Source organism: Streptomyces sp. NPDC024687 (assembly GCF_055559055.1).
Map to the genome: position 1 here is coordinate 105,129 of NZ_JBVHLJ010000015.1, position 16,300 is coordinate 121,428.

At 71.3% G+C, this 16,300-nt stretch carries 13 protein-coding genes; 4 read left to right on the forward strand and 9 right to left on the reverse strand.

What is annotated here, in order from left to right:
* Positions 1 to 53: 53 nt before the first annotated feature.
* From ACZ39I_RS38880 to miaA, 5 genes are all read right to left on the reverse strand, one after another.
* Complete coding sequence (locus ACZ39I_RS38880) at positions 54 to 1,580, reverse strand: M1 family metallopeptidase (protein WP_467250037.1); 1,527 nt, start codon at positions 1,578 to 1,580, stop codon at positions 54 to 56.
* A 372-nt stretch (positions 1,581 to 1,952) separates the two neighbouring features.
* Positions 1,953 to 4,190 (reverse strand): RelA/SpoT family protein, encoded by a 2,238-nt coding sequence (locus ACZ39I_RS38885; protein WP_467250039.1) that lies wholly within the window; start codon positions 4,188 to 4,190, stop codon positions 1,953 to 1,955.
* A 287-nt stretch (positions 4,191 to 4,477) separates the two neighbouring features.
* Entirely contained in the window at positions 4,478 to 5,347 is an 870-nt protein-coding gene (gene dapF / locus ACZ39I_RS38890) for a diaminopimelate epimerase (protein ID WP_467250041.1), read from the reverse strand.
* A 72-nt stretch (positions 5,348 to 5,419) separates the two neighbouring features.
* The gene (locus tag ACZ39I_RS38895; RefSeq protein WP_467250112.1) at positions 5,420 to 5,923 is read right to left on the reverse strand and encodes a hypothetical protein; all 504 of its coding nucleotides are present in this window, start codon (positions 5,921 to 5,923) and stop codon (positions 5,420 to 5,422) included.
* Between the two features lie 107 nt (positions 5,924 to 6,030).
* On the reverse strand, positions 6,031 to 6,969 hold the full coding sequence (gene miaA, locus ACZ39I_RS38900; protein ID WP_467250043.1) for a tRNA (adenosine(37)-N6)-dimethylallyltransferase MiaA: 939 nt from the start codon (positions 6,967 to 6,969) through the stop codon (positions 6,031 to 6,033).
* Between the two features lie 183 nt (positions 6,970 to 7,152).
* Here miaA and ACZ39I_RS38905 point away from each other — a divergent pair, with 183 nt between their 5' ends.
* Together ACZ39I_RS38905 and ACZ39I_RS38910 are read left to right on the forward strand one after the other, a co-directional pair.
* Entirely contained in the window at positions 7,153 to 7,506 is a 354-nt protein-coding gene (locus tag ACZ39I_RS38905; RefSeq protein WP_467250045.1) for a hypothetical protein, read from the forward strand.
* A gap of 24 nt (positions 7,507 to 7,530) precedes the next feature.
* Positions 7,531 to 7,800 (forward strand): antitoxin, encoded by a 270-nt coding sequence (locus ACZ39I_RS38910; RefSeq protein ID WP_467250047.1) that lies wholly within the window; start codon positions 7,531 to 7,533, stop codon positions 7,798 to 7,800.
* Between the two features lie 141 nt (positions 7,801 to 7,941).
* On the opposite strand, the gene ACZ39I_RS38915 is transcribed toward ACZ39I_RS38910, so the two are convergent.
* From ACZ39I_RS38915 to miaB, 3 genes are read right to left on the reverse strand one after another with little or no spacing between them, the layout of a single operon-like run.
* Entirely contained in the window at positions 7,942 to 8,661 is a 720-nt protein-coding gene (locus tag ACZ39I_RS38915; protein WP_467250049.1) for a class III extradiol dioxygenase subunit B-like domain-containing protein, read from the reverse strand.
* Positions 8,662 to 8,677: 16 nt separating this feature from the next.
* Positions 8,678 to 8,950 carry a hypothetical protein gene (locus ACZ39I_RS38920; RefSeq protein WP_451477896.1) on the reverse strand — a complete coding sequence of 91 codons (273 nt, stop codon included), beginning with the start codon at positions 8,948 to 8,950 and terminating at the stop codon, positions 8,678 to 8,680.
* Between the two features lie 35 nt (positions 8,951 to 8,985).
* On the reverse strand, positions 8,986 to 10,512 hold the full coding sequence (gene miaB / locus ACZ39I_RS38925; RefSeq protein ID WP_467250051.1) for a tRNA (N6-isopentenyl adenosine(37)-C2)-methylthiotransferase MiaB: 1,527 nt from the start codon (positions 10,510 to 10,512) through the stop codon (positions 8,986 to 8,988).
* A 145-nt stretch (positions 10,513 to 10,657) separates the two neighbouring features.
* Between miaB and argG the strand changes: the two genes are divergently transcribed.
* On the forward strand, positions 10,658 to 12,112 hold the full coding sequence (argG, locus tag ACZ39I_RS38930; protein WP_352382392.1) for an argininosuccinate synthase: 1,455 nt from the start codon (positions 10,658 to 10,660) through the stop codon (positions 12,110 to 12,112).
* A gap of 46 nt (positions 12,113 to 12,158) precedes the next feature.
* On the opposite strand, the gene rutA is transcribed toward argG, so the two are convergent.
* Positions 12,159 to 13,232, reverse strand: coding sequence for a pyrimidine utilization protein A (rutA, locus tag ACZ39I_RS38935; RefSeq protein ID WP_467250053.1), 1,074 nt, complete (start codon positions 13,230 to 13,232; stop codon positions 12,159 to 12,161).
* 169 nt (positions 13,233 to 13,401) lie between these two features.
* On the opposite strand from rutA, the gene ACZ39I_RS38940 reads away from it, so the two are divergent.
* A complete protein-coding gene (locus ACZ39I_RS38940) occupies positions 13,402 to 16,290 on the forward strand; it encodes a SpoIIE family protein phosphatase (RefSeq protein ID WP_467250055.1) in 2,889 nt (962 codons plus the stop codon).
* The last annotated feature ends 10 nt before the right edge of the window (positions 16,291 to 16,300 follow it).

The following is a 16,300-nucleotide window of genomic DNA, read 5'->3' on the forward strand; positions in this document are numbered from 1 at the left end:
GCGCCGACCTGAAGATAGTCGCACGACACGGGGCGTCTCGTCATCGGCTTATTTCACCGGTGCGCGGCGGGTGCCACGGCCTTCCAGTCCGGGTGGCCGGGCATCGGCGGGGTCTTCTCGCCGTAGAGCCAGTCGTGGAGGAAGCCGCCGAGGTCGCGTCCGGAGATCTCGGAGGCGAGGTGCACGAAGTCGGCGGTCGACGCCGTGCCGTCCCGGTGTTCCTGCACCCAGGCCCGTTCCAGCCTCTCGAAGGACTCGCGGCCGATCTCCTGGCGCAGGGCGTACAGGACCAGAGCGGCGCCGTCGTAGACGTTCGGCCGGAAGATGCTGATCTTCTGGCCGGGGTTGGGCGGCTTGGGCGCGGCGGGTGGTCCGCCGGCGGCGCGCCAGCGGTCGGAGGCGCCGTACGCGGCCTTCATACGGACATCAAGGGTGCGGCCCGCCTTGGCCTCCGCGTACAGGGCCTCGTACCAGGTGGCGTGTCCTTCGTTGAGCCACAGGTCGGACCAGGTGCGGGGGCTGACGCTGTCGCCGAACCACTGATGGGAGAGCTCGTGGACCATGATCGACTCGACGTACCACTTGGGGTAGGCGGGCTCGGTGAAGAGATCCTTCTCGAAGAGGGAGAGGGTTTGGGTTTCCAACTCGAAGCCGGTGTCCGCTGCGGCCATGAGGATGCCGTACGTCTCGAAGGGGTACGGCCCGACCTTGTCCTCCATCCAGGCGAGCTGGCTCGGAGTCTTCTTGAGCCAGGGTTCGAGCGCGGCGCGGTCCTTTGCGGGCACGACGTCCCGGACGGGCAGTCCGTGCGGTCCCTCGCGGTGCAGCACGGTGGAGCGGCCGATGGACACCTGCGCGAGCTCGGTGGCCATGGGGTGCCGGGTGCGGTACGTCCAGGTGGTGGCCCGGCCCACGCGGTCCACGTCCGTCGGCAGCCCGTTCGCGACGGCCGTGTAACCGTCGGGCGCGGTGACCCGGATGGTGAACATCGCCTTGTCGGAGGGATGGTCGTTGCAGGGGAACACCAGGTGGGCGACGTCGGCCTGGTTGGCCATGGCGAGGCCGTCCGTGGTGCGTACCCAGCCGCCGTCCCGGTCCGCGGCGGAGACGGGGTCGCTCGTGTGCCGGACGGTGATACGCATCCAACTGCCGCCGGGCAGCGGCTCCTCGGGGGTGACGACGAGGTCCTCGCCCGCGCCGGTGAAGGTCGCGGGCCGTCCGTCGACCACGACCGACCGGACCTCGCCGTGCGCGAAGTCGAGGTTGATGCGGTCGAGCTCGGTCGTCGTCCAGGCGTCGATCGTGGTGACGGCCGTGAGCGGCTTGCTGTTGCTGCCGGAATAGGTGAAGGAGAGGTCGTACGACGCCACGTCGTAGCCGGGGTTGCCGAGGTGCGGGAAGAGGCGGTCACCGACGCCGAGCGGCTCTGCCGGGGCGCTCGCGGCGAGCAGACAGACGGAGACGGCGGAGGCGAGCAGCGCGGCCGCCTTGCGCCGTCGGGCGTTTCCGGTACGGCGACGGAGGGCGTCGGGAGCGGGTCGGCCGGCGTGGGTGGGATGCACGTGGGGGGTGAGCGGCATGCACCACCGCTACCAGCGCGCGCGTGCGCCACGGCGGCGACGCGCGACCGGCCCACTCGAACGGGGTGCTCCGGCTCCATTGAGGAGACGCCTGTGGTCCCGTCTCCATGACATCAGCCCGTCCCAGCCGGGCCAGCCCCCTGAGGCGCCAATCCCGGTCGGCGAGCCCTTTCGGCGTCGACCCCGGTCGGGCGCCTCCCCGAGACGCCGATCCGGACCGGAGGCAGCCCTCTAGGGCGTGGCCCTGATCCGACGCGCCCCCAAGACGGCACCACCGTCCCGGACGAAGGCAGGCCCACCCCAGAACGCCAACACGTCCCAGACGCGCCCCAAGACGCCAACACATCCCAGGCGCAGCCCCCGCGCCGTCCCTCACACCCCCGGCGTCTGCGCCCTGCTCACGTCATAGACGCCCGCCACGTTCCGCATCGCTCTCATCAGGGCGGGCAGCTGGGCCGCGTCCGGGAGCTGGACCGTGTACGTGTGGCGAACACGCTGCTGGCTGGGAGGTTCGACGGTCGCGGAGACGATCTCGGCGCCCTCGCCGGCCATGGCCTCGGTGAGGTCGGCGAGGAGGTGCGGGCGGCCGAAGGATTCCGCGAACAGCGTGACCCGGCACTCGGCGGTGTCGCCCCAGCGCACGCCGACCTCCTTGCGCCCCGCATCCTTCATCCGGGTCACCGCGTCACACTCGACGCGGTGCACGGTGACCACTCCCCCGCGCACGGCGAACCCGGTGATCTCGTCGGGAGGTACGGGCGTGCAGCAGCCCGCCAGCCGTACGGTCGCGCCGGGCTGGTCGACGACGGCGACGGCGACGGCGGCCTGGTCGTCGGGGCTCTGCGGCTCGCCGATGTTCCCGCCCACGCTGTCGGGCGTGTCCGCGGCCGACGGCTCCGCCGCGGAGGGCCGGAAGGAGTTGGCGTCCCCCCGTGCGGCCTGCGCGGCCTGCGCATCCTCAGCCTTGACGCCGGTCGTCCCGCTCCGCTCCCCGGCCTCCTCCGACGCCTCGTGCGAGGGGTGTGTGGCGATCCAACGCTGGATGGCGATCCGGGCGGCGGGCGTGTGCGCGTGCTCCAGCCACTCCTTGGAGGGCTCGGCGCCCGGTTCCTGCCCCATGAGGAGCTGGACGGTGTCGCCGTCCCTCAGGACGGTGCTCAGGGTCGCCAGGCGGCCGTTGACGCGAGCGCCCAGACACGCGTGCGCGTCCTCGCCGTACTGCGCGTACGCGGCGTCCACACAGGTCGCGCCCTCGGGCAGGCCCAGGGTGCCGCCGCCGGGCCGGAAGACGGTGATCTCGCGGTCCTGGGCGAGGTCCTCGCGCAGGGTGGACCAGAAGGTGTCGGCGTCGGGCGCGGCCGCCTGCCAGTCGAGGAGCCGGGAGAGCCAGCCGGGCCGGGTGGGGTCCACCCGCTCCTCGTCGGCGCCCGCGCTCTGCTCCTCCGAGGGGTCCGAGGGCGAGGCGTACGGATTGCCGAGCGCGACCACGCCGGCCTCGGCGACCTTGTGCATCTGGTGGGTGCGGATGAGGACCTCGACGACCTGGCCGTCGCCGCGGGCCACAGCGGTGTGCAGCGACTGGTACAGGTTGAACTTCGGTACGGCGATGAAGTCCTTGAACTCGGAGACGACCGGCGTCATACAGGTGTGCAGTTCGCCCAGGACGGCGTAGCAGTCCGCGTCCTCGCCGACCAGGACCAGCAGACGGCCGAAGTCCGCGCCGCGCAACCTGCCGCGCTTGCGGGCCGTGCGGTGCACGGAGACGAAGTGGCGTGGGCGGATGACGACTTCGGCCGGGATCCCTGCCTCTCGCAGCACCCCCCGCACCTCGTCGGCGATCTCGGCGAGCGGGTCGTCCGCGCGGGAGGCGTTGTCGACGATCAACTCGCGCGTGTGCTCGTACTCCTCGGGGTGGAGGATCGCGAAGACCAGGTCTTCCAGCTCGGTCTTCAGGGCCTGGACGCCGAGGCGTTCGGCGAGCGGGATGAGGACGTCACGGGTGACCTTGGCGATGCGGGCCTGTTTCTCGGGGCGCATCACGCCGAGGGTGCGCATGTTGTGCAGCCGGTCGGCCAGTTTGATCGACATCACGCGGACGTCGTTGCCGGTGGCGACGAGCATCTTGCGGAAGGTCTCGGGCTCGGCGGCGGCGCCGTAGTCGACCTTCTCCAGCTTGGTGACGCCGTCGACGAGGAAGCGGACCTCCGCGCCGAACTCCTCGCCGACCTGGTCGAGCGTGACCTCGGTGTCCTCGACGGTGTCGTGGAGCAGGGAGGCCGTCAAGGTGGTGGTCTCCGCGCCGAGTTCGGCGAGGATCAGGGTCACGGCGAGGGGGTGTGTGATGTACGGCTCACCGCTCTTGCGCATCTGGCCGCGGTGCGATGACTCGGCCAGGACCCAGGCGCGGCGCAGGGGCTCGAGGTCGGCGTCGGGGTAGTGGGCGCGGTGGGCCTCGGCGACGTGGCCGATGGCGTCGGGCAGCCGGTCGCGGGCGGCAGGGCCGAGCAGCGCGGCGCGGCCCAGGCGGCGCAGGTCGATCCGCGCCCGCCAACGGGCGGCCGGGCCTGATACCGGACCTGGGGTCGCGGGGTTCGTCGCCTCCGCACTCATGGGCACCTCCGGCTGCGTGGACCGGCGGACGGGGTGCCCCATGGCGGACACGGCTCAGGGGATGGCATCTGTCCCCCGTCCGGGCCGGTGCTTGATGCTACCGAGCCCATCACGCCCACCTGACCGCCTCTCGGCGAGCGTGAAACGGATCACCCATTCGAGCGACGGTTTGCAGGTTTACGATTCCGCGCCACCTGACCTGCGACTGACCGTGCGTCTGCATCACACAAGGGGTCGAGGGCTGGGGTTCCATGCCTCCGGCACTCTGATCTTTACGATTCATATGGTCAACGAACCGCGTTTTCAAGCCAGTCGGCCTCGATCTCGCCCTCGGCGACGATCACCGCGGGGCCGGTCATCTCGATCTCGCCGTCGGCCCGCTCGGTGATCACCAGGGTGCCGCCGGGCACGTCGACGGTGTACGTCGCCGGGTTGCCGGTGGCCCTCGGGTCGACGCCGTCCCTGCGGGCCGTGGCCACGGCGACGGCACACGCGCCCGTGCCGCAGGACCGGGTCTCGCCCGATCCACGCTCGTGCACGCGCATGGCGACGTGGCGGGGGCCGCGGTCGACCACGAACTCGACGTTGACCCCGCTCGGATAGGCGGTGGCCGGGCTGAAGGGCGGCGGGGAGTACAGGTTGCCGGCGTGCGCGAGGTCGTCCACGAAGGCCACGGCGTGCGGGTTGCCCATGTTCACGTTCCGTGCGGGCCAGTTGCGGTCACCGACGCTCACCGTGACGTCCCCGGCGGGGAGCAGCGCCTTGCCCATGCCGACGGTGACGTCGCCGTTCTTCGCGATGTGCACGCTCTTCACGCCCCCGCGCGTGGCCACCGCGAGGTCGCCCTCGGTGACATGACCGGCGTGCTGGAGGTAGCGGGCGAAGACGCGTACGCCGTTGCCGCACATCTCCGCAACGGAACCGTCGCCGTTGCGGTAGTCCATGAACCACTCGGCCTCCCCGGCAAGGTGCGCGGCCTCGGGGTGCTCGGCGGACCGTACGACATGGAGCAGGCCGTCACCGCCGATGCCGGCCCGGCGGTCGCACAGGGCGGCGACGGCGGCGGGGGGCAGGTCGAGGGCGTTCTCGGGGTCCGGGACGATCACGAAGTCGTTCTCGGTGCCGTGGCCCTTGAGGAAGGCGATCCGGGTGCTCATGTCTCGATCGTACGGTGCGGGCCGGTGAGGCTCATCGCGCGATTCTCCACGCCCTCAGGAGCGAAAGCGCCTCTAGCGCAGCCTTGCCACTCGCCATACCGCCAGCACGATCACCAGCGCCACCAGCAGGGCGTATGCCGTCACGACCCGCCAGTCGGCCCTGCGGTCCTCGCCGCGCCGTGGCAGGCCCGGCCACGTGTAACCAACGCGGCGCGCGGCCATCATGCCCCAGCCGGCCGCGCAGGAGCAGATCAGCAGACCCAGCATCGCGATCACCGCTCCGCTGTCACCGAAGTCGAAGGCCAGCGGGAAGGCGAACATCAGGGAGCCGACCGCGGCCAGCGAGATGATGGGGGCGAGCTGCCAGATCCGCAGACGGCGCTGGGGGCGCAGCTCGACCTCGACCTCTTCCCCGCCCAGGAACATCTCCTCGGGCTCGGGGCCGTCGGCGGTCACACCGCCCAGGGTGTCGTCGGGCCCGTCGGGGCTCAGACGCTCCGCGTCCTGCTCCGGTTCACCGCTCTCGACGGTGAGGGGCTCGGTGCCTTGTGCGGTGTCGCGAGGGCCGGCCTCCATCGCCACGCGCCCTCCCAACTCGGACTCACTTGGTCGATCGAAGCTCGATGATGGCACGCCGCCGGAGGCCGGGACGGCGGCCGGAGCGTCCCGATGCCAGGACGTGATCAGGCTGTAACCGGTCGTTCGAGCAATGCCAGTGCGAGCTGCGGAAGTTCTGTGCGGTGCGCCGCAGCCCCACTCAACCAGTGCACCCGTGGATCGCGCCTGAACCATGAATCCTGACGGCGCGCGAAGCGTTTCGTGGCACGGACGGTCTCGGCCCGCGCGTCCTCCATCGTGCACTCCCCCGAGAGCGCCGCGAGGACCTGCTGGTACCCGAGCGCGCGCGAGGCCGTGCGCCCCTCGCGCAACCCTCGCGCCTCCAGCTCCCGCACCTCGTCCACGAGGCCCGCCTCCCACATCCGGTCCACCCGGCGCGCGATGCGCTCGTCGAGCTCGGGCCGGGCGACGTCGACGCCGATCTGGACGGTGTCGTAGACGGAGTCGTGGCCGGGGAGGTTGGCGGTGAAGGGTTTGCCGGTGATCTCGATCACTTCGAGAGCCCGGACGATACGGCGGCCGTTGCTGGGCAGGATCGCCCGCCCGGCCTCGGGGTCGGCGGCGGAGAGGCGGGCGTGCAGCGCGCCGGAGCCGCGCAGGACGAGCTCCTCCTCCAGCCGGGCCCTGACGTCGGGGTCGGTGCCGGGGAACTCCAGGTTGTCGACGGCCCCGCGGACATACAGGCCGGAACCGCCGACGAGGATCGGCCAGCGGCCCTCGGCGAGCAGTGCGTCGATCCTCGCGCGGGCAAGCCGCTGGTACTCGGCGACGGACGCGGTGACCGTGACGTCCCAGATGTCCAGGAGGTGGTGCGGGACGCCGTCGCGTTCCGTGGGCGTCAGCTTGGCGGTGCCGATGTCCATCCCTCGGTAGAGCTGCATGGAGTCTGCGTTGACGACCTCGCCTCCCAGTCGCTGGGCGAGGAAAACGCCCAGATCGGACTTTCCGGCCGCGGTGGGTCCGACGACGGCGATGACGCGGGGGGCGGGGGGTGCGCTGCTCACCGCCCCAGTCTCGCAAACCTCGGGGCACCACCTCGAACGAGTTACGTGACGGCCCGCGCCCGGGGTCGTTGCCAGTTGCGTGGTTTCCGCCGCCCTGTTCAAGGAGGCGGCGATCCGGATGGCGCAAACGGGCGCACCGGACGACGCGGGATTTCCCCCGCACGCGTAACGTATGGAGTGGATATGGGCGTTTTCGCACGACTTCTCCGCAGGTCGAAGGCTACGGAGGAGGCGTCAACCGCCGAAGCGCAGGCCGACATCCCGACGGCCGAGCCCGCGGCGGAGGAGGCGGCAGAAGCGAAGGGATCGACCGACACCACGGCCGAGGCCGGCACTCGGACCGAGGACGAGGGCGAGGGCGAGACGCAGGTCGAGCCGCAGGCCGAGGTCGGCGAGACCGCCGCGGCAAAGGACACGGACGGATCGACGGCGACGGAGGCCGTCGAGGCCGCCGGCGCCGAGAGTGTCGAGATCCCCAAGCAGCAGTCCGCCGACGAGGCGGCCGATCATGAGGCCGGCGAAGGCGCCCGCACGTAACTGTCCCGCGTGGGAAGGCAAGCGATGGGTCTCCTGGACAACTTCAAGGCCAAGCTCGGCCCGGCCAAGGGCAAGGTCTCCGGCCTCGCGCAGCAGCACGGGGGCAAGATCCAGCACGGTCTCGACAAGGCCGCGAAGGTCGTGGACGAGAAGACCAAGGGCAAGTACAGCGACAGGATCCAGACCGGAACGGGCAAGGCCAAGGACGCCATGGACCGACTCGCGCGCAACGACGGAACAGAGGGACCGGGGGGCGGCAGCGCGCCCCCGACCTCACCGCCGCCGACTTCCTGAACGGCAGCACGGCACACCGACGGACGGCCGCGGGGCAGGACGCCCCGGGCCGTCCGCCGTTTGCCGGGCCCCGCCCAGGACTCCCGTACAGGCCCGTACGGGCGCTGCGTGCCGCGTGGTCCCGCGGCTCTGCGACGGCCGTCAGGACCAGGTCGCGACCAGGTACCCCACGCCGTACGGAGCGTCCTCGTACAGCAGCGAGCCGCCGAGGCCCGCGCCCTCCGCCGCACCCGCGAGGACCTGCCAGCAGGCCCGGCCGGAGGCCTTCAGTTCGTACGCCAGCTCGGCGTCCAGCGCTCGCAGGGCCGCCACGTCGGCCGTACCCAGAGCGCGCGCGACCTCCGCGTCGAAGGGAGCCGCGCGCTCGTCGAGGTAGCCGGGTGCCTTGAGCGTGCGGCAGGCGCTGGCGTCGCCCATCACCAGCAGCGCCACCCGCTCGGCCCGGGCGGCGATGTCCCTTCCGGTCCTGATACACCGCTCGGGCTCCAGAGGTTCCCCCACCCCGAGTCCCTCGATCGGGGCGTCGGACCAGCCGGTGCGCTCCAGGAGCCAGGCGGCGACGGCGAGGGAGGCCGGGAGCTCACGCTCGGACTCCGCGTCCCTCTCCGCGTCCCTGCCGAGCCGCACGTCGAGATCCACGCCGAAGCCACGGAAAGAGCCGCGGCTGCCCTCGGGGAGCACCCCGCGCCCACTCCGCTCCGCGGGTCCGACGACCACGAGCAGTGAAGGCCGAGCGGCTGCGAGCACGCCCAGCGCGTCCGTGCAGGCGGCTCGCGCGGCGTCCAGCTCGGGCGCGGCGCCCGCGGCGACCTCCGGGACGAGAAGAGGCGGGCAGGGGCAGACTGCGGCGGCGACAAGCATGATCGGGAGCCTATCGTCAGGGCTGCTTCGGTCCGGGTTCCGTGCTCCACACCAGCTCGGCCAGCTGGTAGGTCACGCCGAAGGTGGACACCATGCCCTTGATGTACGCGTAGTAGGCATCCCCGTCGCCGATCCGGTAGACCTCCCGGCGCTTCTGGCGCAGCCCGGAACGCGGGCGATGCGTACAGGCGATCTCGTAGAGGCGGGCGCGGGCCTGCTCCCGGGTGCCCTCGAAGCGGGCCACCTCTTCGGAGCCGTCGTCGATCCCGCCCTCGGTACCGGCCTGCACGACGACCACCCAGCGTGCCGTGGCCCGGTCCCCGCTCAGTGCGCCACGCAGCCGCTCGTGGCCGCCGGCAGCGGCTCGGGAACCCCGATCTTCGGCAGGCCCAGCAGGACACCCGCGGGCTTGTCCGCCTCGGCCGCGTTCCGCTTCTCCCACGCGTCCCCCGCGCGTGTGCGGCGCACGTCGAGGACGGCGCCCTCGGCGAGGAGGTGATGGGGGGCGGCGTAGGTGATCTCGACCGTGACCACGTCGCCGGGGCGGACCTCCTGGTCGGGCTTGGTGAAGTGGACCAGGCGGTTGTCGGGGGCGCGGCCGGAGAGGCGGTGGGTGGCGCCGTCCTTGCGGCCCTCGCCCTCGGCGACCATCAGCTCCAGAGTGCGGCCGACCTGCTTCTTGTTCTCCTCCCAGGAGATCTCCTCCTGGAGGGCGACGAGACGCTCGTAGCGCGCCTGGACGACCTCCTTGGGGATCTGGTTCTCCATGGTGGCCGCCGGTGTCCCGGGCCGCTTGGAGTACTGGAAGGTGAAGGCCTGCGTGAAGCGGGCCTCGCGGACGACGTGCATGGTCTGCTCGAAGTCCTCCTCGGTCTCGCCGGGGAAGCCCACGATGATGTCGGTAGTGATCGCCGCGTGCGGGATGGCGGCGCGCACCTTCTCGATGATCCCCAGGTAGCGCTCCTGGCGGTACGACCGGCGCATCGCCTTCAGGACCGTGTCGGAGCCGGACTGCAAGGGCATGTGGAGCTGCGGCATGACGTTCGGCGTCTCGGCCATCGCCGCGATCACGTCGTCGGTGAAGTCGCGCGGGTGCGGGGACGTGAAGCGGACGCGCTCCAGTCCCTCGATCGCGCCACACGCGCGCAGCAGCTTGCTGAACGCCTCGCGGTCGCCGATGTCGGAGCCGTAGGCGTTGACGTTCTGGCCGAGCAGCGTGATCTCGGAGACGCCCTCGCCGACCAGGGCCTCGATCTCGGCGAGGATGTCGCCGGTGCGGCGGTCCTTCTCCTTGCCGCGCAGCGCCGGGACGATGCAGAAGGTGCAGGTGTTGTTGCAGCCGACGGAGATCGACACCCAGGCCGCGTAGGCGCTCTCGCGCCGGGTCGGCAGCGTGGACGGGAACGCCTCGAGGGACTCGGCGATCTCGACCTGCGCCTCCTCCTGCACGCGCGCGCGTTCCAGCAGGACGGGCAGCTTGCCGATGTTGTGGGTGCCGAAGACGACGTCCACCCAGGGCGCCTTCTTCACGATGGTGTCCCGGTCCTTCTGCGCGAGACAGCCACCGACCGCGATCTGCATACCGGGCCGCGAGGCCTTGCGCGGCGCCAGCCGGCCGAGGTTGCCGTAGAGCCGGTTGTCGGCGTTCTCCCGCACCGCGCAGGTGTTGAAGACGACGACGTCCGCGTCCCCGTCGGAACCCTCGGGGGCGGGCACGTACCCCGCCTCCTCCAGCAGGCCGGACAATCGCTCGGAGTCGTGGACGTTCATCTGGCACCCATACGTGCGCACTTCATACGTTTTCGGAGATGAAACGTCCACTGCCGGGCTCCGGTCGCTGCTGATGGTCATGGGTCAAGGGTAGGCGCTTGCCGGAGCGGCAGAACCCGGCCGCCCACGGCCGGCACGGAGCGGTACGCCCCTCGATGACGTGAATCACGTAGGGGGCAACCAGGGGGGCTTTGCATGACCATACGTGGTGATGCATAATCTTCCTATGTCCAAGGTCCTCACGTCCCTCCCCGCCGGCGAACGCGTCGGCATCGCCTTCTCCGGCGGTCTCGACACCTCCGTCGCGGTCGCGTGGATGCGCGACAAGGGCGCCATCCCCTGCACCTACACCGCGCACATCGGGCAGTACGACGAGCCCGACATCGACTCGGTGCCCGGCCGCGCGCAGGCCTACGGTGCCGAGATCGCGCGCCTGGTCGACTGCCGGGCCGCGCTGGTCGAGGAGGGCCTGGCCGCGCTCACCTGCGGCGCGTTCCACATCCGCTCGGGCGGGCGGGCGTACTTCAACACCACGCCCCTGGGCCGTGCCGTCACCGGCACGCTGCTGGTGCGGGCCATGATGGAGGACAACGTCCAGATCTGGGGCGACGGTTCGACCTTCAAGGGCAACGACATCGAGCGGTTCTACCGCTACGGCCTGCTCGCCAACCCGAACCTGCGGATCTACAAGCCCTGGCTGGACGCGGACTTCGTGACCGAGCTCGGCGGCCGCAAGGAGATGTCCGAGTGGCTGGTCGCGCACCAGCTGCCGTACCGGGACTCGACGGAGAAGGCGTACTCCACCGACGCCAACATCTGGGGCGCCACGCACGAGGCCAAGACCCTGGAGCACCTCAACACCGGCATCGAGACCGTCGAGCCGATCATGGGCGTCAAGTTCTGGGACCCGTCGGTCGAGATCGCGCCCGAGGACGTGACGATCGGCTTCGACCAGGGCCGTCCGGTGACCATCAACGGCAAGGAGTTCGGCTCCGCCGTCGACCTGGTCATGGAGGCCAACGCGATCGGCGGTCGGCACGGCCTGGGCATGTCCGACCAGATCGAGAACCGGATCATCGAGGCGAAGAGCCGCGGCATCTACGAGGCCCCCGGCATGGCCCTGCTCCACGCGGCCTACGAGCGGCTCGTCAACGCGATCCACAACGAGGACACCGTCGCCCAGTACCACAACGAGGGCCGGCGACTGGGCCGTCTCATGTACGAGGGCCGCTGGCTGGACCCGCAGGCCCTGATGATCCGCGAGTCGCTCCAGCGCTGGGTCGGCGCGGCGATCACCGGCGAGGTCACCCTGCGTCTGCGGCGCGGCGAGGACTACTCGATCCTCGACACCACGGGCCCGGCGTTCTCGTACCACCCGGACAAGCTGTCGATGGAGCGCACCGAGGACTCGGCCTTCGGCCCGGTGGACCGGATCGGCCAGCTGACCATGCGCAACCTCGACATCGCCGACTCCCGCGCCAAGCTGGAGCAGTACGCGGGTCTCGGCCTGATCGGCACCGGCAGCCCCACGATCGGCGCCTCCCAGGCCGCCGCGACGGGCCTGATCGGCACCATGCCGGAACTGCCCGAGGGCGGCGCCGAGGCGATCGCCTCCCGCGGCGAGGTCTCGGAGGACGAGGCCCTGCTGGACCGGGCGGCGATGGAGTTCGGCACGGACTGAGTGACCTGTGCGGAAGGGGCCGGTGCGAGACAGCGCCGGCCTCTTCTCATGCCCGCCCCTCCCGCGACCGCATCAACGGCTGGATCCGCGTCCCGAACTTCTCGATCCCGTCGAGGAAGTCGTCGAAGACGAGCATGATCCCCTTGGTCCCCTCGACCCCGGCGATCTCGTCGAGCATGCGCGCGACACTCTCGTACGACCCGACGAGCGTCCCCATGTTGAAGTTCACGGCACCCTCGGGCAGCACGATGGTGCGGGCCGTGGAGGAGTCGTCGGCGGTGGTGTCCGTGGCCGACTCCCCCGCCATGTAGGCCAGCGCCGCGCGGTCGGCGCCGTCGTGGTAGTCCTGCCACTTCGCGCGGGCGGCCTCGTCGCTCTCGTCGGCGACGACCATGAACAGGGACAGCGCACCGACGTCCCGGCCGGTCTCCCGCACCGCCTCCACGAGCGTGGCCGCGCTGTCCGCGAAGGCGAGCGGGGTGTTCACACCGCTGCCCAGGATGAAGTTGTAGTCGGCGTACCCGGCGGCGAACCGCATGCCCGTGCCGCTCTGTCCGGCGGCCACGATGTCGATGTGCCCGTTCGCCGGCCGCGGTGAGAGCACGCAGTCGTCCATCTCGTAGAACTCGCCCTTGAAGTTGCTGACGCCCTCGCTCCACAGCTGCTTCATCACCGTCACGTACTCCTCGGCGCGCGCGTCCCGGTTGCCGAAGTGCTCGTCGCCGGGCCACACACCCATCTGCGTGTACTCGCCGGGCGCCCAGCCGGTGACGATGTTGACGCCGAACCGCCCGGGGGCGATGGAGTCGACGGTGACCGCCATGCGGGCGACGATGGCCGGCGGCAGGGCGAGGATGGGCGTGGAGGCGTACAGCCTGATCCGCTCGGTGACCGCGGCCAGACCCGCCATCAGCGTGAACGACTCCAGGCAGTGGTCCCAGAACTCGGTCTCGCCGCCGAAGCCCTTGAGCTTGATCATCGAGAGGGCGAAGTCGAGCCCGTGCTCCTCGGCCTTCTGCACGACCGCCTTGTTGAGCTCGAAGCTCGGCATGTACTGCGGGGAACTCTTCGAGATGAGCCAGCCGTTGTTGCCGATGGGGATGAAGACACCGATGTCCATGCCGCTCCTCATGATCGGAGACTGCCCGGTGCGACGGCACGGTACACGGCTGATGTTTCGACAACTTCCTGTGAAACATGGGGAGTTGAGGTGAGGGAGTGCCGGGAAACAGCTCGTCGGAAACTGTGAAGCAGGTTTCGGACGGAAACGGGAACGATAAGTTCCCTCCATGAACGCGCGGCTCGCTCTCCTCGGCACGGTCACCCCTGGTGCGACCGAGAGCGAGGTCTTCCGGCTGGCGCTCGGGCACGCGGTCGGTGAGCTGGGCGCGCTCGGCGGGACCGTGCACCTGCGCGGCCCGATGTCCGCGCTGCGCCTGGTGTCGTCCGTCGGCCTGCCGCCCACTCTCACCCGCTCCTGGGAGATCGTCGACCAGGAGGGCCCCCTGGCCCCGGCCCGCGCACTCCAGCAGGGCGAGGGCGTCTGGGTGCCGCTGTCCCAGGACGCGCCGGACGAGGTTCCCTGGCCCGGCACCGGCCTCGCCGCCCTGCCCGTCTTCAGCGGCCGACGCAGTATCGGCGCGCTCACCGTCCTGGCCGGCGAGCAGGGTGAACCCACGCCGGAACACTGGGGCTTCCTACGGGACGTCGTCGCCTGGACCGAGGACCGGATGGCCCAGGCCCCGCCGCCTTCCGGCCCCTCCCGGGCGGAACTGGGCGGCGAACGGCTCCGGCAGGCCCTGAAGGAGGTTCAGGTCGGCTCCTGGGACTGGGACATCCGCAACGGCGACCTGATCTGGGACGAGGCCGCCCTGGCGCTGTACGGCACCCGCCCGGCCGACTTCACCGGCCGGATCGACAACTGGATGCGCATCGTCCACCCCGACGACCTGGCACCCACGCTGGCGGCGGCGCAACGGGCCATCCTCGACCACAGCGTGTACGAGGCCGAGTACCGCGTACGGCGCCTGGACGGCACCTGGGGCTGGACGCAGGCCCGCGGCCGGGCCACCTACGACGAGCGGGGCGAGCCCCTCCGGATGATCGGGGTGGGCTGGGAGAGCAACGAGTCGCCCACCGCGCGCGGCGCCCTCAGCAGAGCTCTGAGACACATGAGCGACGGCTTCCTCGCGGTGGACGACGAGTGGCGGATCACCTTCGCCAACCTGGAGGCGGAACGCTTCCTCGGCTTCTCCGAGGAGGAGCTGTTCGGGCGCCTGCTGTGGGACCTGCCGGCCACCCGGCAGGTCCCGGGTCTGAAGGAGGGCTGTCTGCAGGCCGCGGCCGACGAGAGGTCCGCCGGGTTCGACGTGTACATCGCGGAGTGCCGGCGGCGACTGCACGTACGGCTGGTGCCGGGACCCGACGGCCGCACCCTCTACTTCCAGGACGTCACGGAGAAGCGCCGGCTGGCGCAGGAGCGGCAGGCGGCGGAGCGGGCCGCGGCCGAGCGGGCGGTGCGGATCGCCGAGCTGACCACGGAGCTCGCCAAGGCGACGACCTCACGGGACGTGGTGGAAGCGGTCGCCCGCCGGGTGCTGCCGCCGTTCGCCGCCTCCGGGCTGATGGTCCAGGTCAGCGAGGGCGACCGGCTCCACCACGTCGGCGCGGTCGGCTACCCGCGGGACTTCGTGGCCCTCCTCGACAGCCGCCGCCGCTCGACGACCGGTGACCCCGCCTGGGACACGATCGCGTCCGGTCTCCCGCTGTTCATCTCCTCGGCGCGCGAGTACGCCACCCTCTATCCCGAACTCGCCGACTTCCCCACCCGCGGCGACAAGAAGTCCTGGGCGTTCCTGCCGCTGACTGCGTCCGGGCACACCTTCGGCGTCTGCGTGGTCTCCTTCGACCGCCACCGGCTCCTCGACGACGAGGAACGCGCGCTGCTCACCACGATCACCGCCCTGGTCGCCCAGTCCCTGGAGCGGGCCCGCCTCTACGACGCCGAGCACACCCGGTCCCGGGAACTCCAGCGCAGTCTGCTGCCCCAGGCCCTGCCCGACCTGCCCGCGTGCACGGCGGCCGCGCGCTATCTGCCGGCCGGGCAGGGCGCGGACGTGGGCGGCGACTGGTACGACATCATCCCGCTGTCGGGCGGGCGGGTCGCGCTGGTCGTCGGCGACGTGATGGGCCACGGCCTGCCCGAGGCGGCCACCATGGGCCGGCTGCGCACCGCGGTGCACACCCTGGCCGACCTGGAGCTGCCGCCCGACGAGATCCTCGGCCACCTCAACGACATCGTCGGCGGCATGAGCGAGGCGTCGTACGCCACCTGTCTGTACGCGCTCTACGACCCGACGACCCGGGTCTGCTCCATCGCCCGGGCCGGCCATCCGCCGCCCGCTCTGGTACGGCCCGACGGAACCGTGCACTTCCCCGAGCCGGACGCCGATCCCCCGCTGGGCGCGGCCAAGCCACCGTTCGAGACAGCCGAGTTGGAGGTGCCCGAGGAGAGTCTGCTCGTGCTGTACACCGACGGGCTGGTGGAGTCGGCGAAGCGGGAGATCGACGAGGGCATGGCCGAGCTGGCGCGGCTGCTCGGCGCCGCCCACGCCGACGGGACCGCCGTAGACCTTGAACGGCTGTGCGACAGGCTGACGGCCGGTCTGCTGCCGGCGGACCAGCCGGCGGCCGACGACGCGGCGTTCCTGGTGGCACGGCTGCACGCGCTGCCGGCCGACCGGATGGCCGCCTGGTCCCTGCCCGAGGACCCGAAGGCGGCGAGCCAGGCCCGCGGCCACGTCCGCGAACAGCTCGCGGCCTGGGACCTGGACGACCTGTCCGCCACCACGGAACTGCTGGTCAGCGAACTGGTGGGCAATGTCGTCCGGCACGCCCGCGGACCGGTCCGGCTGCGCCTGCTGCACACCACCGAGCTGATCTGCGAGGTCTACGACGGCAGCCAGACCATGCCCCGGATCCGCCACGCCGCGGAGACCGACGAGGGCGGCCGGGGCCTCCAGCTCATCTCGGCGCTCTCCACCCGCTGGGGCGCCCGCTACACCCCCACGGGCAAGTGCATCTGGACGGAACAGTCTCTGCGGGGCCCGGCCGAGCCGCCGGACGTGCTCTTCCTCAACCCCTCGGACTTCGACGAGGACTGGGACGCGCTCCTGTGACGACGCGCGC